Origin of the sequence: Cohaesibacter gelatinilyticus (assembly GCF_900215605.1) — a bacterium.
Classification (GTDB): Bacteria; Pseudomonadota; Alphaproteobacteria; order Rhizobiales; family Cohaesibacteraceae; genus Cohaesibacter; species Cohaesibacter gelatinilyticus.
In genome coordinates, this window is the sequence record NZ_OBEL01000001.1 from 2,110,953 (window position 1) to 2,127,420 (window position 16,468).

The 16,468-nt window shown below is 50.8% G+C and carries 15 protein-coding genes and 1 other RNA gene; 2 read left to right on the forward strand and 14 right to left on the reverse strand.

Features of this window, described 5'->3' with window-relative positions:
• Positions 1-24: 24 nt before the first annotated feature.
• The 9 genes from CRO57_RS09585 to CRO57_RS09625 form a co-directional block, all read right to left on the reverse strand.
• Positions 25-1,149: an FtsW/RodA/SpoVE family cell cycle protein gene (locus CRO57_RS09585; RefSeq protein ID WP_097153027.1), complete on the reverse strand. Its 1,125-nt coding sequence runs from the start codon at positions 1,147-1,149 to the stop codon at positions 25-27.
• The gene (gene murD / locus CRO57_RS09590) at positions 1,146-2,576 is read right to left on the reverse strand and encodes a UDP-N-acetylmuramoyl-L-alanine--D-glutamate ligase (RefSeq protein ID WP_097153028.1); all 1,431 of its coding nucleotides are present in this window, start codon (positions 2,574-2,576) and stop codon (positions 1,146-1,148) included. Before murD ends, CRO57_RS09585 begins: the two co-directional genes overlap by 4 nt.
• An 80-nt stretch (positions 2,577-2,656) precedes the next feature.
• Complete coding sequence (gene mraY, locus CRO57_RS09595) at positions 2,657-3,742, reverse strand: phospho-N-acetylmuramoyl-pentapeptide-transferase (protein ID WP_097153029.1); 1,086 nt, start codon at positions 3,740-3,742, stop codon at positions 2,657-2,659.
• A 36-nt stretch (positions 3,743-3,778) separates the two neighbouring features.
• On the reverse strand, positions 3,779-5,188 hold the full coding sequence (locus tag CRO57_RS09600; RefSeq protein ID WP_097153030.1) for a UDP-N-acetylmuramoylalanyl-D-glutamyl-2,6-diaminopimelate--D-alanyl-D-alanine ligase: 1,410 nt from the start codon (positions 5,186-5,188) through the stop codon (positions 3,779-3,781).
• Positions 5,185-6,681, reverse strand: coding sequence for a UDP-N-acetylmuramoyl-L-alanyl-D-glutamate--2,6-diaminopimelate ligase (locus tag CRO57_RS09605; protein WP_097153031.1), 1,497 nt, complete (start codon positions 6,679-6,681; stop codon positions 5,185-5,187). The genes CRO57_RS09600 and CRO57_RS09605 overlap by 4 nt, the downstream gene beginning before the upstream one ends.
• 47 nt (positions 6,682-6,728) lie before the next feature.
• Positions 6,729-8,462, reverse strand: a complete 1,734-nt coding sequence (locus CRO57_RS09610; RefSeq protein ID WP_244580045.1) for a peptidoglycan D,D-transpeptidase FtsI family protein — start codon at positions 8,460-8,462, stop codon at positions 6,729-6,731.
• Between the two features lie 11 nt (positions 8,463-8,473).
• Positions 8,474-8,851: a cell division protein FtsL gene (gene ftsL / locus CRO57_RS09615; protein WP_097153032.1), complete on the reverse strand. Its 378-nt coding sequence runs from the start codon at positions 8,849-8,851 to the stop codon at positions 8,474-8,476.
• Positions 8,851-9,888 (reverse strand): 16S rRNA (cytosine(1402)-N(4))-methyltransferase RsmH, encoded by a 1,038-nt coding sequence (gene rsmH, locus CRO57_RS09620; RefSeq protein WP_097153033.1) that lies wholly within the window; start codon positions 9,886-9,888, stop codon positions 8,851-8,853. The genes ftsL and rsmH overlap by 1 nt, the downstream gene beginning before the upstream one ends.
• Positions 9,885-10,418 carry a division/cell wall cluster transcriptional repressor MraZ gene (locus CRO57_RS09625; protein WP_097153034.1) on the reverse strand — a complete coding sequence of 178 codons (534 nt, stop codon included), beginning with the start codon at positions 10,416-10,418 and terminating at the stop codon, positions 9,885-9,887. The genes rsmH and CRO57_RS09625 overlap by 4 nt, the downstream gene beginning before the upstream one ends.
• Before the next feature lie 487 nt (positions 10,419-10,905).
• Between CRO57_RS09625 and CRO57_RS09630 the strand changes: the two genes are divergently transcribed.
• A complete protein-coding gene (locus CRO57_RS09630; protein ID WP_097153035.1) occupies positions 10,906-11,526 on the forward strand; it encodes a LysE family translocator in 621 nt (206 codons plus the stop codon).
• Positions 11,527-11,555: 29 nt separating this feature from the next.
• On the opposite strand, the gene rnpB is transcribed toward CRO57_RS09630, so the two are convergent.
• Both rnpB and pdxR read right to left on the reverse strand, forming a co-directional pair.
• An RNA gene (rnpB, locus tag CRO57_RS09635) (RNase P RNA component class A) lies at positions 11,556-11,935 on the reverse strand.
• An 87-nt stretch (positions 11,936-12,022) separates the two neighbouring features.
• Positions 12,023-13,507, reverse strand: a complete 1,485-nt coding sequence (gene pdxR / locus CRO57_RS09640) for a MocR-like pyridoxine biosynthesis transcription factor PdxR (RefSeq protein ID WP_097153036.1) — start codon at positions 13,505-13,507, stop codon at positions 12,023-12,025.
• A gap of 116 nt (positions 13,508-13,623) precedes the next feature.
• Between pdxR and CRO57_RS09645 the strand changes: the two genes are divergently transcribed.
• Entirely contained in the window at positions 13,624-14,280 is a 657-nt protein-coding gene (locus CRO57_RS09645; RefSeq protein WP_097153037.1) for a pyridoxamine 5'-phosphate oxidase family protein, read from the forward strand.
• 43 nt (positions 14,281-14,323) lie between these two features.
• On the opposite strand, the gene CRO57_RS09650 is transcribed toward CRO57_RS09645, so the two are convergent.
• From CRO57_RS09650 to CRO57_RS09660, 3 genes are all read right to left on the reverse strand, one after another.
• Positions 14,324-15,064 (reverse strand): N-acetylmuramoyl-L-alanine amidase, encoded by a 741-nt coding sequence (locus CRO57_RS09650; RefSeq protein ID WP_097153038.1) that lies wholly within the window; start codon positions 15,062-15,064, stop codon positions 14,324-14,326.
• A gap of 2 nt (positions 15,065-15,066) precedes the next feature.
• A complete protein-coding gene (locus tag CRO57_RS09655; RefSeq protein ID WP_097153039.1) occupies positions 15,067-15,777 on the reverse strand; it encodes a TerB family tellurite resistance protein in 711 nt (236 codons plus the stop codon).
• A 106-nt stretch (positions 15,778-15,883) separates the two neighbouring features.
• Positions 15,884-16,423: a winged helix DNA-binding protein gene (locus CRO57_RS09660; protein ID WP_097153040.1), complete on the reverse strand. Its 540-nt coding sequence runs from the start codon at positions 16,421-16,423 to the stop codon at positions 15,884-15,886.
• Between the last annotated feature and the right edge of the window lie 45 nt (positions 16,424-16,468).

Genomic DNA, 16,468 nt, shown 5'->3' on the forward strand with positions numbered 1-16,468 from the left:
AAAGTACCCAATCCACATTATTCATCAATTGTCGTTGCGCTGCCCAACCTCGGGCCTTCGTCTGGTCAATGCCAGCAAAAAACCCATTCCCAAAGCCACAGACAAGAGAGACGAACCGCCATAAGAGATGAAAGGCAGCGTCATACCCTTTGCAGGCATCAATTGCAAATTTACGGCAATATTGATCACAGCCTGCAATCCAAACAAGATAGCCAATCCGGCAATTGCAAGGCGCTTGAAAAGATCATGAGAGCGCAAAGCCAGCATCAATGAACGCACAACGATGAAAATGTAAGCCCCAACCAGAACAAGACAAACAATGATCCCGAACTCTTCAGCCAGTACCGCGAAAATAAAGTCGGTGTGAGAATCCGGCAAAATCCGTTTCACCATACCTTCGCCAGGACCAGTGCCGAGCCATCCGCCCCGTATGATCGAATCCATGGCCTTGTCTACCTGAAAAGTATCACCGGTTGCTGGATCCAGAAAACGATTGATACGTCCGTTAACATGCGGAAGAAACATATAGGCCGCCGTTAAACCAACCATACCTAATCCAAGTAATAGAAAAATCCAGAATAGTGGCATCCCCGCCATGAAGAAAAGGCCAGACCAAACCGCCCCCAGCAAGATTGTCTGACCGATATCTGGCTGTGCCACCAAAAGCGCGCCAGCGACCATCAGAAGGATAATGGCAAAGAGGTTACCCGGTATCTCGGGTCTGCGATCATTCTCGGCAAACAACCATGCTGCCAGTACAACAAAAGCCGGTTTAAGAAATTCAGACGGCTGCAATGAGAAACCGGCAATCGAAACCCAACGCTGCGCCCCTTTGGCAGAAAAACCGAAGAGCAACGTCAATACCATTCCAATAAGCGAACCGACCAGCACCAAAAGAGCCAGTCTGCGAATGGCTCTTGCCTCCAGAAAGGTAATGCCAATCATGATCGCAATTGCTACAGGAATGAACATCGCATGACGTTTGACAAAGTGGAAGCTGTCCAGACCAATACGCTCGGCAACAGCCGGGCTGGCTGCCATGGACAATACCAGACCAGCAAACAACATAAGAACAAGAACCAGCAGCATGGGCCGATCAATTGTCCACCACCATTCCGTCAATCGGTTCTTCGTCGTTCGCCGCATCATGCCATTCCTTGGCTTTGGGTCTCACTTTCATCATTCAGATAGGCCGAAACCTTCGCTCTGAACGCGTCGCCTCTGGCCATGAAATTCGGATATTGATCAAAGGATGCACATGCTGGTGAAAGTAGAATGACTTCCTCCATGCTCTCACCATCAGCCCTCGCAACCTCACCATCTGCGATGGCTGCATCAAGCGCCCGATCCAATGTTCCGCAATCCTTGAACGGCACCCCATGCTGGTTCAAGGTTTCAGCAAAATCCGCACCCGCTTCGCCAATCAGATAAGCACAGTCAATCCGATCAAAATGATCAACGAGCCCATCAATTCCACCTTCTTTGGCAAGGCCACCAGCAATCCAGCGCACTTTTGGAAACGCCCCAAGCGCTCGGGCAGCAGCATCAGCATTGGTACCTTTGGAATCATTGATGAAGAGAAAGCCCTTACCGTGACCAACCTCTTCCATGCGGTGTTCCAGTCCACCGAAACTGGTCAGACCTTTGGCAATCTGCGATGGGGTAAGATTGAAGGTCTGGGCAATGGCCACAGCCGCTGCTGCATTCTGAGCATTATGGCTCCCGCGCAAGGCACGTGCCTGATCCAGATTAAACAAAAACCCATCACTTTTGCTCTGCAGGAAACCATCCGGAGCACGCACTCCTGCGCGATCATTGGCAAAGCCTGAAATGGCCACGACATCATTGCCTTTGACACGCAAATTGGACGCAATATTTGCACTATAGCGATCATCAACTCCGATAATGGCATTCTTTGATTGAGCTACCAGGCGTGCCTTGATCTGCGCGTAATTCTGAATAGTGCCATGACGATCCAGATGATCTGCAGAGAGATTGAGCAGCAAGCCTACCGATGGATTCAGGTTTGGGGCCAAGTCGATCTGATAAGAGGAAACTTCAATCACATATACACGCTCAGCATCACCCTGCCCGTCAAAGGGTTCAAGCTCCAGAATAGGCGTACCGATATTGCCACCCATCTGAACGTCAAAACCAGCCTGCTTCAAAATATGAGAGATCAGCGCGGTGGTGGTGGATTTACCATTGGTTCCGGTAATTGCCACAAAGGGACAGGACGGAGACTGCTTGTTCCGCTCCCTGACAAATAATTCAATATCGCCAATAATTTCAACACCGGCATCCTGCGCCAACCTCACGCTCCAATGTGGTTCAGGATGGGTAAGAGGCACGCCGGGAGACAGAACAAGCGCATCAATGCTACGCCAGTCCGCTTCACGCAAATCAAGAATGGTGACGCCGGGAATTTTGGCCGCGACAGCGCAGCGTTCTTCACTATCGTCAAACGCAAGAATATGCGCACCGCCAGCACTTAACGCATTCAGGCAGGATAGCCCACTACCCCCCAAACCGAATACGGCCACGGATCTGCCTTTGAAGGAAGTGAGCGCGATCATGCCTTGCCTCTAACTTGTCGTTGACGATGGCTCAGAGCCACTGCCACAAAATATGTCTGACCAAATACCGTTGGCCAATTTTAACGCAGTTTCAGGGTACTCAGTCCGATCAGAGCCAGCACCACCGCAATGATCCAGAAACGGATCACAACTTGTGGCTCTGTCCAACCTTTATGCTCAAAATGATGATGGATTGGCGCCATACGAAACACACGACGACCGGTCAACTTAAAGGAAGCCACCTGAATGATCACAGAGACCGCTTCCAAAACAAACAAACCGCCAACGATAGCCAAAACCAGCTCATGCTTGGTTGCAACAGAAATAGAGCCCAACATGCCACCCAATGCGAGCGATCCGGTGTCGCCCATGAAGATTGCCGCTGGTGGTGCATTAAACCAGAGAAAACCAAGACCAGCCCCAACCATTGCACCACATAGAACAAGCAACTCACCAGTCCCCGGCACATAATGGATTTGCAGATAATCGGCAAAAATCTCGTTACCAGAAAGATAAGCGATCACGCCAAACGTGGCCGTCGCAATCATCACGGGCACAATGGCCAAACCATCAAGACCATCAGTCAGGTTCACCGCATTGCCTGCACCCACGATCACAAACAGACCGAACGGCACAAAGAACCAGCCGAGGTCAAGCAAAACATCCTTGAAGAAAGGGAAAGTCACGGAAGTGGAAAAAGCACTTTCACCCAGCTGGGCAACTGCAAAACAGGCCATACCAGCAATCAAGGCCTCAATAGACAAGCGCATCTTGCCAGAAAAGCCTTTATGATCCGAGCGGGAGACCTTCAGGAAGTCATCATAAAAACCGATCAAGCCAAAGCCAACCGTTACAAACAGCACGATCCAGACATATGGATTGGTTAGATCTGCCCACAGCAAAGTTGCCATACAAAGGCCGGAAAGGATCATCAAGCCACCCATCGTTGGGGTGCCTTTTTTGGTCACCAGATGGCTTTGCGGCCCATCCTCACGGATAGGTTGGCCTTTACCCTGACGGTTCCGCAGGGAGCGGATAATCATTGGCCCAAACAGGAAAACAAACAACAGAGCCGTAATGATGGCTCCGGCTGTTCGAAAGGTCAAATAGCGAAAAACGTTCAACCCGGAAATAAAGTCCGAAAATTCAACGAGATACATCAGCATCTTTAAATGGCCTTTCCCTGCCGCGACTCAACTCTTCTAATTCTTATAGCTTTCCAGCAAACTGGCAACAATGACACCCATACGAGAGCCCAACGACCCTTTGACCATCACCATGTCACCCTCTTGCAAGTCTTCCTTCAAAGGAGCAATCAGATCTTGTGAGCGCTCTCCATAGCCCGCCTGCATATCCTTGGGCAAGCACTCCCATAAATGATGCATCATTGGCCCGCACAAATAGACTTTGTCCAGACCAGCATCGACAAGCATTTCTTTCAAACTCATATGAAGCGCAGCAGCGTCGCTGCCCAACTCCAGCATGTCACCGAGAACAGCGATACGACGACCACTACCTTTGCCAGATCCCAACCCCAGTGTTTCCAGTGCTGCGGAAACAGAACTTGGGTTGGCATTATAGCTTTCATCAATCAACAAGGCAGTTCCCTTGCCGATCGACAATTCATGCCGCTCGCCCCGCCCTTTGGTTGCTCCATGGCTTGCCAAAACAGCAATGGCAGCGGGCACATTAGCACCTGCCAGATGAACCACAGCTAAAACCGCCAGCGAATTTTGTGCCAAATGGGCTCCTGGAGCTGCCAAATGCACCCGATATTGCTCGCCAAACAGGGAAATGGATAAGTCTGAGCCATCTGCTCGCAAATCTGCTTTCAAGAGCTTGGCATCAAACTCGGCATCAGAGCCAAAGCGATGGATATTCTCTATTCCACAAGACGCCGCTTGCTTGGCCAGATAATCGCCAAATTCATTGTCGCCATTCACAAGTGCAGAACCACCCGATACCACACCTTCAAAAATCTCAGCTTTGGCAACAGCAATTTCATCAATGCTATTGAAGTTACCAATATGAGCCGCAACCACAGTAGTGACAATGGCAATGTCGGGCCGTACCATATCGATCAAGGTCCTGATCTCACCACTATGGTTCATACCAACTTCAAAAATACCGAAATCACTATCCGCGTGCATTCGTGCCAGCGTCAGCGGCACCCCCCAATGATTGTTAAAGGACGCGACGGCTGCATGCACTTTACCGGACGGCTCTAGCGCTTTGCGCAAAGCATCTTTCGTACTGGTCTTACCGACACTGCCAGTCACAGCGATGATCTTGCCTTTGGTTCGCTTACGGGCGGCACGCCCCAAACGTTCAAGTGCTTTTAAAACATCATCAACAAAAACAACACGTTCCGAGAGGTTCGAAAAGTCGGATTTTTGTGCCTCTTCCAGCACCACCACAGCAGCTCCGGCCTCAAGAGCAGAATATGCAAAGGCATGTCCATCAAAGCGATCACCTTTGATCGCAAAAAAAGCATCTCCTTTGCCTATCGAACGACTATCAATGGAAACCCCATCGACGTTGCCGATCTCGCCGGGTTGAGAGATAGGCTCTACGGCATCCGAGAAATCTGAAGCGGTCCAGAGATGGTTCATGATGCAGCTCCTTCATTATGTTCTTTGAGAACTTGCTGCACTGCCTCGTGATCTGAGAAAGGCAAAACCTCACCTTTCACGGTCTGACCCTGCTCATGTCCTTTACCTGCCACTAGCAAGATATCGCCCGCTTGCAACATGGACACGCCCTTGGCAATGGCATCATATCGTCCAGCAACTTCACAGCCAGTCTCGACTGTTTCCATTACCGCCTTGCGGATAAGGGCCGGGTCTTCCGAACGAGGATTGTCATCGGTGACGATGGCAAAATCAGCATAATCATTTGCAGCTTTGCCCATCATGGGACGCTTGCCGGGGTCACGATCTCCTCCAGCACCAATGACCACAATCAACCGTTCTTTGGTGAATGGGCGCAAAGCCTTCAAAGCAGTCTCCAGAGAGTCTGGAGTATGGGAATAGTCAACATAGATCGGTGCGCCCTGCCCGGTTCTACCAACCAGCTCCATACGACCACAAGCTCCTTTGAGCTGAGACAGAGCATTCAGTATTTCTCCAACTGACAGACCCGAAGCGTAGGCCATCAATCCAGCCACCAGAGCATTCGAAGCCTGGAAGGTTCCAACCAGAGGGATATGCGCTTCAACGTTTCCCCAAACACCAGTCAGCAAAACAATCTGTTTCTCACCATCAAAGGAAATCGATTTGATACGCAGATCAGCACTTGTCGTTTCACCCAGGGTGAGGCAGGTCAAGCCACGCGCTTTGGCAGCATCCAGAAAGTAGGAGCTATGATCATCATCAAGATTGATGACAGCCGTACCGTCTTTTCTTACCAAACGCGTAAAGAGTTGCAACTTTGCATCGCGGTAGGCCTCGAACGTTTTATGATAGTCCAGATGGTCCCGGGTCAGGTTGGTATAGGCCCCGACATCGACCTTCAATCCATCAAGGCGTTTTTGCTCGAGCCCATGACTGGAGGCTTCCAACGCCAGATGGGTTACGCCCTGCTCTTCCTCCAGCCTCTGTACACTTTGCAGCAAACCAACAGGATCCGGCGTTGTCAATCCTCCATAGCTGGCGCCATTGGGCCCTTCAACGCCAATAGTGCCAATATTGGCAGCACGCTTACCAGCACTTGCCCAAATTTGACGCAAGAAAGAGGCAATTGAGGTCTTCCCATTCGTACCAGTGACAGCCGCGATCTTTTCATAGGATATGGGATAGAATGCGCCTGCAAGCGTAGCCAATGCTCCGTGCACATCCGCGCAACAGAAAATTGGAAATTCTGCAGGGACACCTTCTGCAGGGATGTCAGAAGCATCAGAGATGATAGCGGCAAGAGCACCTTTTTCGATCACTTGTTCGAGAAACCGCGCTCCATCGACCTGACTACCAGGAACACCAATAAACAGAAAATCAGTTTCTATTTTTCGGCTATCCGCATTCAGCCCCGCGACCTTTTGGTCCAAACATGCCTTGTCTCCTTGTTTTTGGATCAAAGGCAAGGATGCAAAAAGGTCTCGCAACAACATAAAAGCAGGCTCCCGAACGCCATTCAGCTCATGAATATCTCACAGCTTTAAAAGGATGCGGCGACAGTTGGAACAATCTTTTGACCAAAACGAGGCGAAACCCCCAACATTGAGCCAATTCTGCGGATAACATTGCCCGCCAGAGGTGCAGCATTCACACCAGCCGTCGCATAGCCATAGGTCTCTTTCAAACCCTTTGGCTCATCCAGCATGACCAGAACCACATATTCTGGTTTATCCATCGGAAAAGCGGATAGATAGGAATTGAACACCTTGTCCTTGGAATAGCGGCCATTCTCCACCTTCTCGGCGGTCCCTGTTTTGCCACCAACCAGATATCCGTCAACCTTTGAGCGTTTACCTGAACCCTTCAGAGTGTTCAGGCGCATCAGATACCGCATAGAAGCACTTGTCTCATCACTCACCAGCGGCTGAGCAATCTTACGCGCCTTCTCCCGGCTACGTTTCAGGAAGGTTGGCTTGATATACTTGCCACCATTGACCAACGCTGCTGCCGTGGCTGCAACCTGAATCGGAGCAACGGTCAGACCATGACCATAGGAAATCGTCATGGTAGACAAATCTGTCCAACGCTTCGGAAAGGACGGCGTACGCGCTTCCGGCAATTCGGTCTGCAAGCGATCAAGCAAATTAGCACGTTTCAGGAAGTTTTTGTGCTCTTCCTTACCAATCTTCAAAGCCATTTTGGCGGTGCCTATATTGGAAGAATAGATAAAGACTTCCGGCACGGACAAAATGCGCTTCTTGGCGTGAAAGTCACTGATCGTTCCCCCACGCACCCTGATTGGCTGTGTCGCATCAAAGCTGTCCCGCATGCGCACTTTACCACTATCCAGCGCCATGGCAGTGGTGATGGTCTTGAACACCGACCCCATCTCATACACACCGGCTGTAATACGGTTCAAGCGATCTGGCTTGTTCACATCCTTGGGATCATTCGGATCAAAATCTGGCAAGGATGCCATGGCAATCACTTCACCGGTATTCACATTCATGACAATCCCGGAAGCAGCAATCGCCTTGAACTTGGTCATGCTTTTGCCAAGCTCATCCCGCAACACATGCTGAGCACGCAAATCGATGGAAAGTTGCACCGGCTCCTGATTGCTATCACGAGCAAAGCCCAGATCATGCAAAACTGACAGGCCGGACTGATCAACATATTTCTCCATCCCGGCAATGCCTTCATTGTCGACATTGACCAGACCCACTATATGGGAAGCCGTGGGGCCAGCTGGATAGAACCGACGATTTTCTGACAAAAACCCGATACCAGGAATACCGGCTTCATGCATTGCCTGCTGCTGACGCGGTGTCACCTCACGTTTGATCCAGGTAAACTTACCTTTTCCGGCCAAACGCTTACGCAGACGTTCCCCGTCAATATCAGGAAAAACACTCAGAATAGCATCAACCGCCTCATCAACATCGACAATTCGGCGCGGCTCGGCAAAAATGGAAGCCGTTTTGATATCGGTCGCCAGAATTTCGCCATTCCGGTCCAAAAGATCGGGACGGGCCGCAGCCATGGCCTCTTGCGCAGAGTTGCGCTGTGCCTCGGGCTCCGGGCTATCGAAACCCAGCATCACCAATCGACCTGTCATCACTGCGAAACAACAGGTAAAAACCAGTATTGCCAAACGAATGCGACCACGTGTCGCCTCGGAACGCACCTTGTTGGTACCCTCAAAATCAAAATGTGAAGCCACCGAGTCGTCAGAACCCATCAATCCGCCAGTTGTTTGGGATGTATCCGCCATTTCCACCCCCATCATTGTTTCATCGGTTTTGGCCGGGTACTTGCTTTACCCAACAATTCATCAATAGTTTCAGGTCCGGCATCACCAGCACCATCTCGACTGGCCACACGTTCCGGCAAGTCCGCATCCTCACCAATCTGATAAGCCTTGACCTCTTTCAGCCCCAACTGATCAGCAAAGCGCTTGGCCAGATTCTGCACGCGTTCCGGACGATTAAGATAACTCCACTCAGCCTTCAGAAGGAGGAGAGCTTCTTTCTCTACAGCAATCTGGTGCTGTAGAGTGGCAATCTGTCCTTCGGTCTCACGCGCCTGCTGTTTGACCTGGTACAGCCAGAAGGCCCCCAAGAGCACACCGCCGAACAGAACAAGATTGATCAATCGTCCCATCACATCTCTCCCACTCGATTATCGGCCAACAACCGCGGCAAACCCAAGGCTCGTGCATCCAAATCATGAACTGGCGCTTCCGTACGATAAGCTGCACGCAATTTCGCTGACCGCGCACGAGGATTTCGTTCCAACTCCTCATCACCCGGTCCAACAGCCCCTTTGACAATCATCTCGAAGCTCGGCTCGGCCAGCTCTTGCTCCGGCATATACCGAGACCCACCTGCATGTTTCTTCGAACGCTCCTGAAAGAAACGCTTTACAATCCGGTCTTCCAGCGAATGAAAAGTCACCACCACCAAACGGCCACCAGGCTTGAGACATTTCTCGGCAGCCACAAGCCCATCTACCAACTCATCCAGCTCTGCATTGACAAAAATGCGCAATGCTTGGAAGACACGAGTTGCTGGATGAATTTTCTGCTGTGGTTTGCGGCCAACGGCTTTTTCAATACAATTTGCCAAATCCAAAGTGGTCTCAAATGATTGTTGTGCACGTTGGGTAACAATGGCTTCAGCGATACGTCGCGCCTGCTTTTCCTCACCCAGCTGCTTGAAGATCTGCGCCAGTTCCTTGGACTCATAGCCATTGACCACGTCTGCAGCGCTGGCTCCGGACTGAGCCATCCGCATATCCAGCGGACCATCCTGCATGAACGAAAAACCACGGTGCGCATCATCCAACTGCATGGAGGAAACACCGATATCCAGCACCACAGCATCCAGAGGTGCCAGACCTTGCTCCATTGCAATCTCGGCCAACTCACCGAAACAACCGGCCTGGAATTTCAACTGTGATCCAAATGTCTGTTGCAGGACCGTAGCGCGCACCGCTGCTTCCGGGTCACGATCAACCCCAAGCACATTCGAACCAGCCTTCATGATTGCACTGGAATAGCCACCAAACCCAAAGGTACCATCCAGAACCCATTGTCCCTTTTCAGGAGACAAAGTATCAAGCACCTCTTGCAAAAGCACTGGAACATGACGCGTCGGTCCGCCAACCATTTCATCATCTGAAGTGGGATGCGCCATCATTCCGCCCCCTCGCCATCTCTTTTGGAACCAAGGGACGATTGTGCTGTCGATGGCTGCGCCACACGCGCCATCCGACTGGTCTGGCGCTGCGCAGTCAGGCTCTTGCGCAAAGCACGCGCACGTTCGACAGCATCGGAGCGATAGGTTTCATAACGTTCAGGATTCCAGATCTGAAACTTGAACCCGTTACCAACAAAGGCAACCTTGTCATCAATGCCTGCATGGCCTTTAAGCGTTTCGCTCAGAACAACACGACCATCCTTGTCCATTTTCAAGGCTTCACTTTCACCCAGCAAAGTGGTGGCCAGAATTTCCCGTTCTTCAGAAAAGACCTCGAAGGCATTGAGATAGTCATCAATCGCGGATCGCAAACCCTGCCCGCCTGCATCAACGCAATCCATTTCCAGAGATGGACTGCAAAACAGATTGTCATAGCCATCACGAGCCAAAATCTGCCGGAAAGCAGCCGGTATGGATACCCGCCCCTTTGAATCCAGCCGATTCACATATTTGGACACGAATTCGTCCATCCAGCCTCGCCTCAAGCAACCAAACAGCCTGCTAATCCCTGAGATTTCGCATTGTCCGCCGCTGGCAAATGCAAAATCTCAGGTCATTTCTAAAGACACAATCAAAACCGGAACAGAGTCCCAGCATGATGCATCTAGATATGGGATATCATGGGGAATGATGGGCGTCAATGGATTCAGATGGGAATCACAATGCAAAAACCATCCATACAATTCTAAAAAACCATGATTAACAATTAGTTACGGATCAGATTGCAGATCTGCGCAAAAATGAGAAAAATTTTGAAATATGGGGAAACATATTCGTTTCATGAGAAAGAGAGGTATTTCCCCGTATCAGCCCATATCTGAGAAATTTGCAATACAAATCACTTCAGCAATCACGCATTGACAGACAAAAGTGCACACGAAAAGATATCGGTTATTTGATATTGCCTGTCCGAAACAACGCAATGGCCAACATTCCGAACTGTAAAGGGGCAACTTGATGAAACTCGAACTATGGCTGGCCTTTGTGGCAACCTATACACTCATCTGTCTCATCCCCGGCCCAAGCGTTCTGATGGTCACTGGCATTGCACTGACCAAAGGAAGAAAAGAAGCTTTTCTCTGTATCCTCGGCGAGTTACTAGGCGGCGTGGTTTTGATCGCACTTTCACTTCTCGGTGTGGGCGCAATTCTGGCCGCCTCTGCAGAATTGTTCCAAATAGTCAAATGGGCAGGTGTGTTCTATATGGCTTATCTCGGCTGTCACCAGATCTATGATGCCAGCAAGCTCAAGTCCGACCCCACGCTCGACACCAACACACAAGCCAATCTGGCCAGTGCAAGAGCGGGCTTTTTCACTGCCATTCTGAATCCAAAGGCCATCTTCTTTTATGTGGCCTTTCTTGCCCAATTTCTGGAACCCGGGGGAAATATCTATTCCCAGTTTGTAATCGTCACAACCACATCAACTGTGATTGTCGCCGTAATCCTTGGTTTCTATGCAACCATTGCATCACATGCCCGAAAACGCTTCCAAAGTGCCAGGGCACAGCAGAAGTTCGGTTTCATGGGCGGTGGTTTCTTGCTTGGAGGCAGCGTTTTGATGGCATCAACGCGCTAAAACATCATTGGCGTCATATTACAAGAAAAAGCACCAGTCGGTCTGTAAGCCGGGTTTTGTATGGCAAGAAATCTTGCGCGGCAACCATTCATCTGGGACATACATTGCTGCATGCCTCAAGCAACCTACCCGGACAGCTGGCCTGAAAGCAGGCTGGCGAAACCGCACTGTCCCTATTCGGTCTTGCTCCCGGTGGGGTTTACCCTGCCGCTTCCATTGCTGGTCGCGCGGTGAGCTCTTACCTCACCCTTTCACCCTTACCTGACACAAGATCAGGCGGTTTGCTTTCTGTGGCACTTTCCCTAGAGTCGCCTCCGCCGGGTGTTACCCGGCACCGTGCTTTCATGGAGCCCGGACTTTCCTCCTCGGATTGCTTTCGCGACACCGAAGCGGCTGCCCGACCGACTGGTTCCTGTGAGGTAAGGCTTTCACGCCCTCAGGTCAAGCATTCAGGTATCATCACGATGGATTCAGGGCATAACATTATCTGGCAGGATTAACGCTCTGCTATCAGCTTGGCCATCAACTCCACCTGCGCATCAATCGCATCGAGACTGGAAGCTGCGTAACCAAGGAACAAACCCTGTCGCCGATCCATCTGCCCGGACCAATAGAAACTGCTCAAGGGACTATTTTCGATTCCGTGACCTCTCAAATGATGAGATAAGCTCTGATCATCCCATCCCTGCTTCAATAGCTGATCGCTCAAATAGCCAAGCAACTGGATCCCACCATCCTGCTGGGTTGGCAACAAAGCATTGGCACAGTTACGCTCCAATGCCGCAAGCAAATGCTCTCGTCTTTGTTGATATAAAAGGCACATCTGGCGAATATGGGTACGAAATTGCCCCTCTTGCATGAAGGACGCAATGGCATATTGCAGAACCACCGCCGGGGCCGAACCGATATTTCGATGCATCGAAGTGGCGGGAGATACCAATTTCGGCGGCATGATCAAATAGGCCACGTGCAGCGCTGGCATCAGAGACTTAGAGAAGGTACCCATATAAATGACACGTTCCTGCCGATCCAATCCCTGCAAACTGGCAATAGGCGTTCCCTTGAAATGGAACTCACTATCATAGTCATCTTCCAGCACGTAACTGCTACTTCGTTCCGCATAATGCAGAAGCGCCAGTCGCTCTTCCAACCCCATCAAACGCCCAGTAGGAAATTGATGCGACGGAGTGACATATATCAGTTTGGGATCGAATCCTTCCGGCAGACAGGCAAACGGCGCTTTATCATCCAGCTTCAAAGGACGCAGCTCCGCTTGGGCACCACGAAAAGCCGCCAAAGCACCGCTGTAACCAGGCTCCTCCATCATGGCTGGATCGCCGGCATCCAATAGCAACCGACTAACAAGATCCAATGCCGCTTGCGCCGAAGACAGGATCAAAACTTGTTCGGGCTCAGCCACCACCCCACGGGTCAAACGTACATGCTCGATGATCGCGTCCTGCAATTCTGGCAAACCTGAATAATTACCATAGCCCCCCATGTCAGGATGCAACTGCATTTGCCGAGCTGCTCGTCGCAAATGCCGCGCCCACAAATCATGAGGAAAACTGCGCAACTCGGGCAAGCCAGGTTGGAAGCTGTAAAAAGCTGGATGCTCTCGTCTGCGCACATCAATCATATCATGAGCCTGTTTGGCGAGACGGGGCTTGGCAATATTGTCAGATGAGAGCGCTCTTTCTCGCGGCTCCCCCTGCCCTTCAAAACCTCGAGATGCTTCACTGATCTTGGTGCCGCGACGTCCATCCGCAACCAGAAATCCTTCCATGACCAACTGTTCATAGGCAGCCATTACGGTGTTTCGGCCAACTCTCAAATCCTGCGCGAGAGAGCGGCTGGTTGGCAATTTCACTCCCGCTATCAATCGACCTTCTTCAATCTGACCACGGATCTGACCATAAATCTGCCGGGACAGGCTCTCGGTTTCGTCACGCTGAAGTGTGATTTGTCCGGCAAGCAACATGATTGGTTCCTCGATAATGTTATCTTTGGCCCTTCATATAGCGCATTTTATCGATATTAGTAAGACCAAACGCAACCAAAAGACTCAAAAATCACCCGACCAAAAGGACCAATGGGATGAAGACCCTTGCCGTGACCAAGATAAACAAAATTCGTAATGCCAAGCGTGCAAGCTATGATGAGAACACCATTCACACCATTCTGGATCAAGGTTTGATCGCCCATGTCGCTTTCTCTCATGATGGCGACCCCATTTGCCTTCCCATGGTTTATGGCCGCATTGACGACAAGATTTATATCCATGGCGCCAAAGCCACCCGCATGTTCAAGCAGCTAAAACAAGGCATTCCCGCCTGTCTGAATGTCACTTTGGTTGATGGTCTGGTACTGGCCCGCTCCGCCTTCCATCATTCGATGAACTTTCGTTCCGTCAACATTCACGGCACCGCGCATCTGGTGGAAGATGAAGACGAGAAGTACGACGCTCTTGTGGCCATCACCGATCACATGATGCCAGGTCGATGGGATGAATGCCGGGACATGACAAAAAAGGAAGCCAATGCGACCAGCGTCATCGCGCTTACCATCGAGCAGGCAGCAGCAAAATGCCGCTCAGGCATGCCTGTTGACGATGACGAAGATTATGCGCTCGATCATTGGGCTGGCATTGTACCGATCACCACGCAATTTGGTGAGGCCATCAACGATGACCAGCTTCGCGACGGCATTCCCGTATCGCCAAGCATCGAGAAGATTACCGGCCCGACTCGCTAAATCAGATCGGTGAAGTTCCTTGAAGCCGAAGCAGCCAATCTCTCTAGAGTGCAGGCAAAGAGGAGCTCAACTTGTAAAGGGTGGTGATGGTCGAACCATCGGCCACACCATCCACTTTTTCCGATCGAAAATGGCGTTGGAAGGCAGCGACAGCAATCTCTGTCTGGTCGTCAAACACACCAGTGACATCAATCTTGTAACCATAGATGGCCAGCATGCTTTGCAATGCTTGCACTGGCTGCCCTTCGTCGCCCTTCTGAAAGAAACGGCCATCGGAAATTGGCTCTGGTTCAACCCAGTGCCCCACCCCGCGAGAGGCCAGTACGGGCCACGGGAACATCACACCCGGATCAATCTTGCGACCTGGTGAAACATCGCTATGACCCAGTACCCGATGAGCGGAAATATTATGCCGCTCAATGATATCACGACAGAGCATCAGAACGCTGGCTATCTGTTGGGCTGTGAATTCCTCGTTACCTGCATTGGCAATCTCGACCCCTATGGAACAGCTATTGATATCTGTTTCACCCTTCCAATAGGATTGTCCTGCATGCCAGGCACGCTTGCTCTCATCAACCAGCTGAACAATATCACCGTTGCGATGAACATAATAATGTGAGGACACTTCGCTCTTTGCATTGCACAGCCAGTTCAGCGCCTGCATGTCGTCATCCATTCCAGTATAATGCAACAGCAACATATCGATGGCACGACCATCATTACGCTCGCCAAAGTTGGGCGATGGCATAGGCTCGCACGGGCAAGCACTCACTATTTCCATGATTATTTAAGTCCTCGTTCCAGCTCAATCATCGACCAGGCATGATTTATCGCAGCCAGCTTGTCATTGGCAATCCGTACGAACTCTTCCGGAACACCCCGGGCGATCAGACGATCCGGATGATTTTCCCGCACCAGTTTGCGATAGTGACTTTTGATATCCTTGTCGGTCCAGTGTCGCTCGGCATCCAGGATGGTATAAGGGTCCTGCTTTCCTTCATCCACATGGCGCATTTTGATGCGCTCGAAGCATCGCTCGGTAATTCCGAAGATTTCGGCCACATGTTCCAGATAGCTCAATTCACTGCTGTGAAGTACACCATCAGCCTTGGCGATATGAAAAAGTCCATCGACGATATCCTCCAGAATATCACGATCTTCTTCATAAAGACGTGCGATCTGTTGAGCATAGGAGTCATAGCCTGCGACATCTTTCTTCGCCAGATTGAAAAGACGAGCTACGTTACTCTCTTCTCCTGGAGGAATTTCAAACAAATCTCGAAAGGCTGAAATCTCATCCTGCGTCACCACGCCATCCGCTTTGGCCATTTTTGCGGAAAGCGCAATCATCGCCATGGTAAAGGTCAGTTGTTTGCGGTCCAGCCCGGCCCCAAGCCCTCGGACAGCGGAGGTAAGCTTGTCGACAAAGGCAGTCAGTGCTTCGCTTTGACGGATATCCTCAATCAGATTTCCGATCTGGCTCCAGATGCTCATTCGCTGCCCCTAAAGATCGCTTCACCAAACGCTTTTCTCACGTCAACTTAGGTGAGTCTGTTGCCCTTTACGAGGGCACCGGCCAGAAAAATTAAATCAATTCAGATCAAAGCGAGGCCGCTGCTCGTGCGGCCTGATCATATTGACCGGAAAGAGAGCGCAGAAGTGCCGCAACCCGACTGAGGTCTTCCTCGCTTAGCCCCACGGCATCAACAGCCTCAAACAACAAGGCTTCCCGCACTTCTTTATAACGTATGCAAAGCGCTTCTCCTTTGTCAGTAATAGCAACGACCTTTTCCTTACCCTGTCGGGCGCTTTCGACAAGGTCCATGGACTGAAGTTTCTTGAGGGCGTAATTGACAGTATGCGTATCCTCGATATTGAGGATCAGGCAAAGATCCGCCAGTTTTTTAGGGCGACCACGATGATTGATCGAATGCAACACAAGCACATCCAGCGATCCAAGATCGGCGACACCAGCAGCAGCCATGCAACGTGTAATCCACCGATGGAACCCGTTACCACACATGGAAAGTGCCAGTTCCACTTCTGAAAGTGATGGCTTGCGCCCTTCGGCAAGATGAGAAGACCCGACAACTGGCCCAATGGAAGCCGTGGTTTGTCTATTCTCATTATCCTTGCTCATTCAGAACCCTCCTATTTTATCCGTCGATACTTTATAAGCACAAAA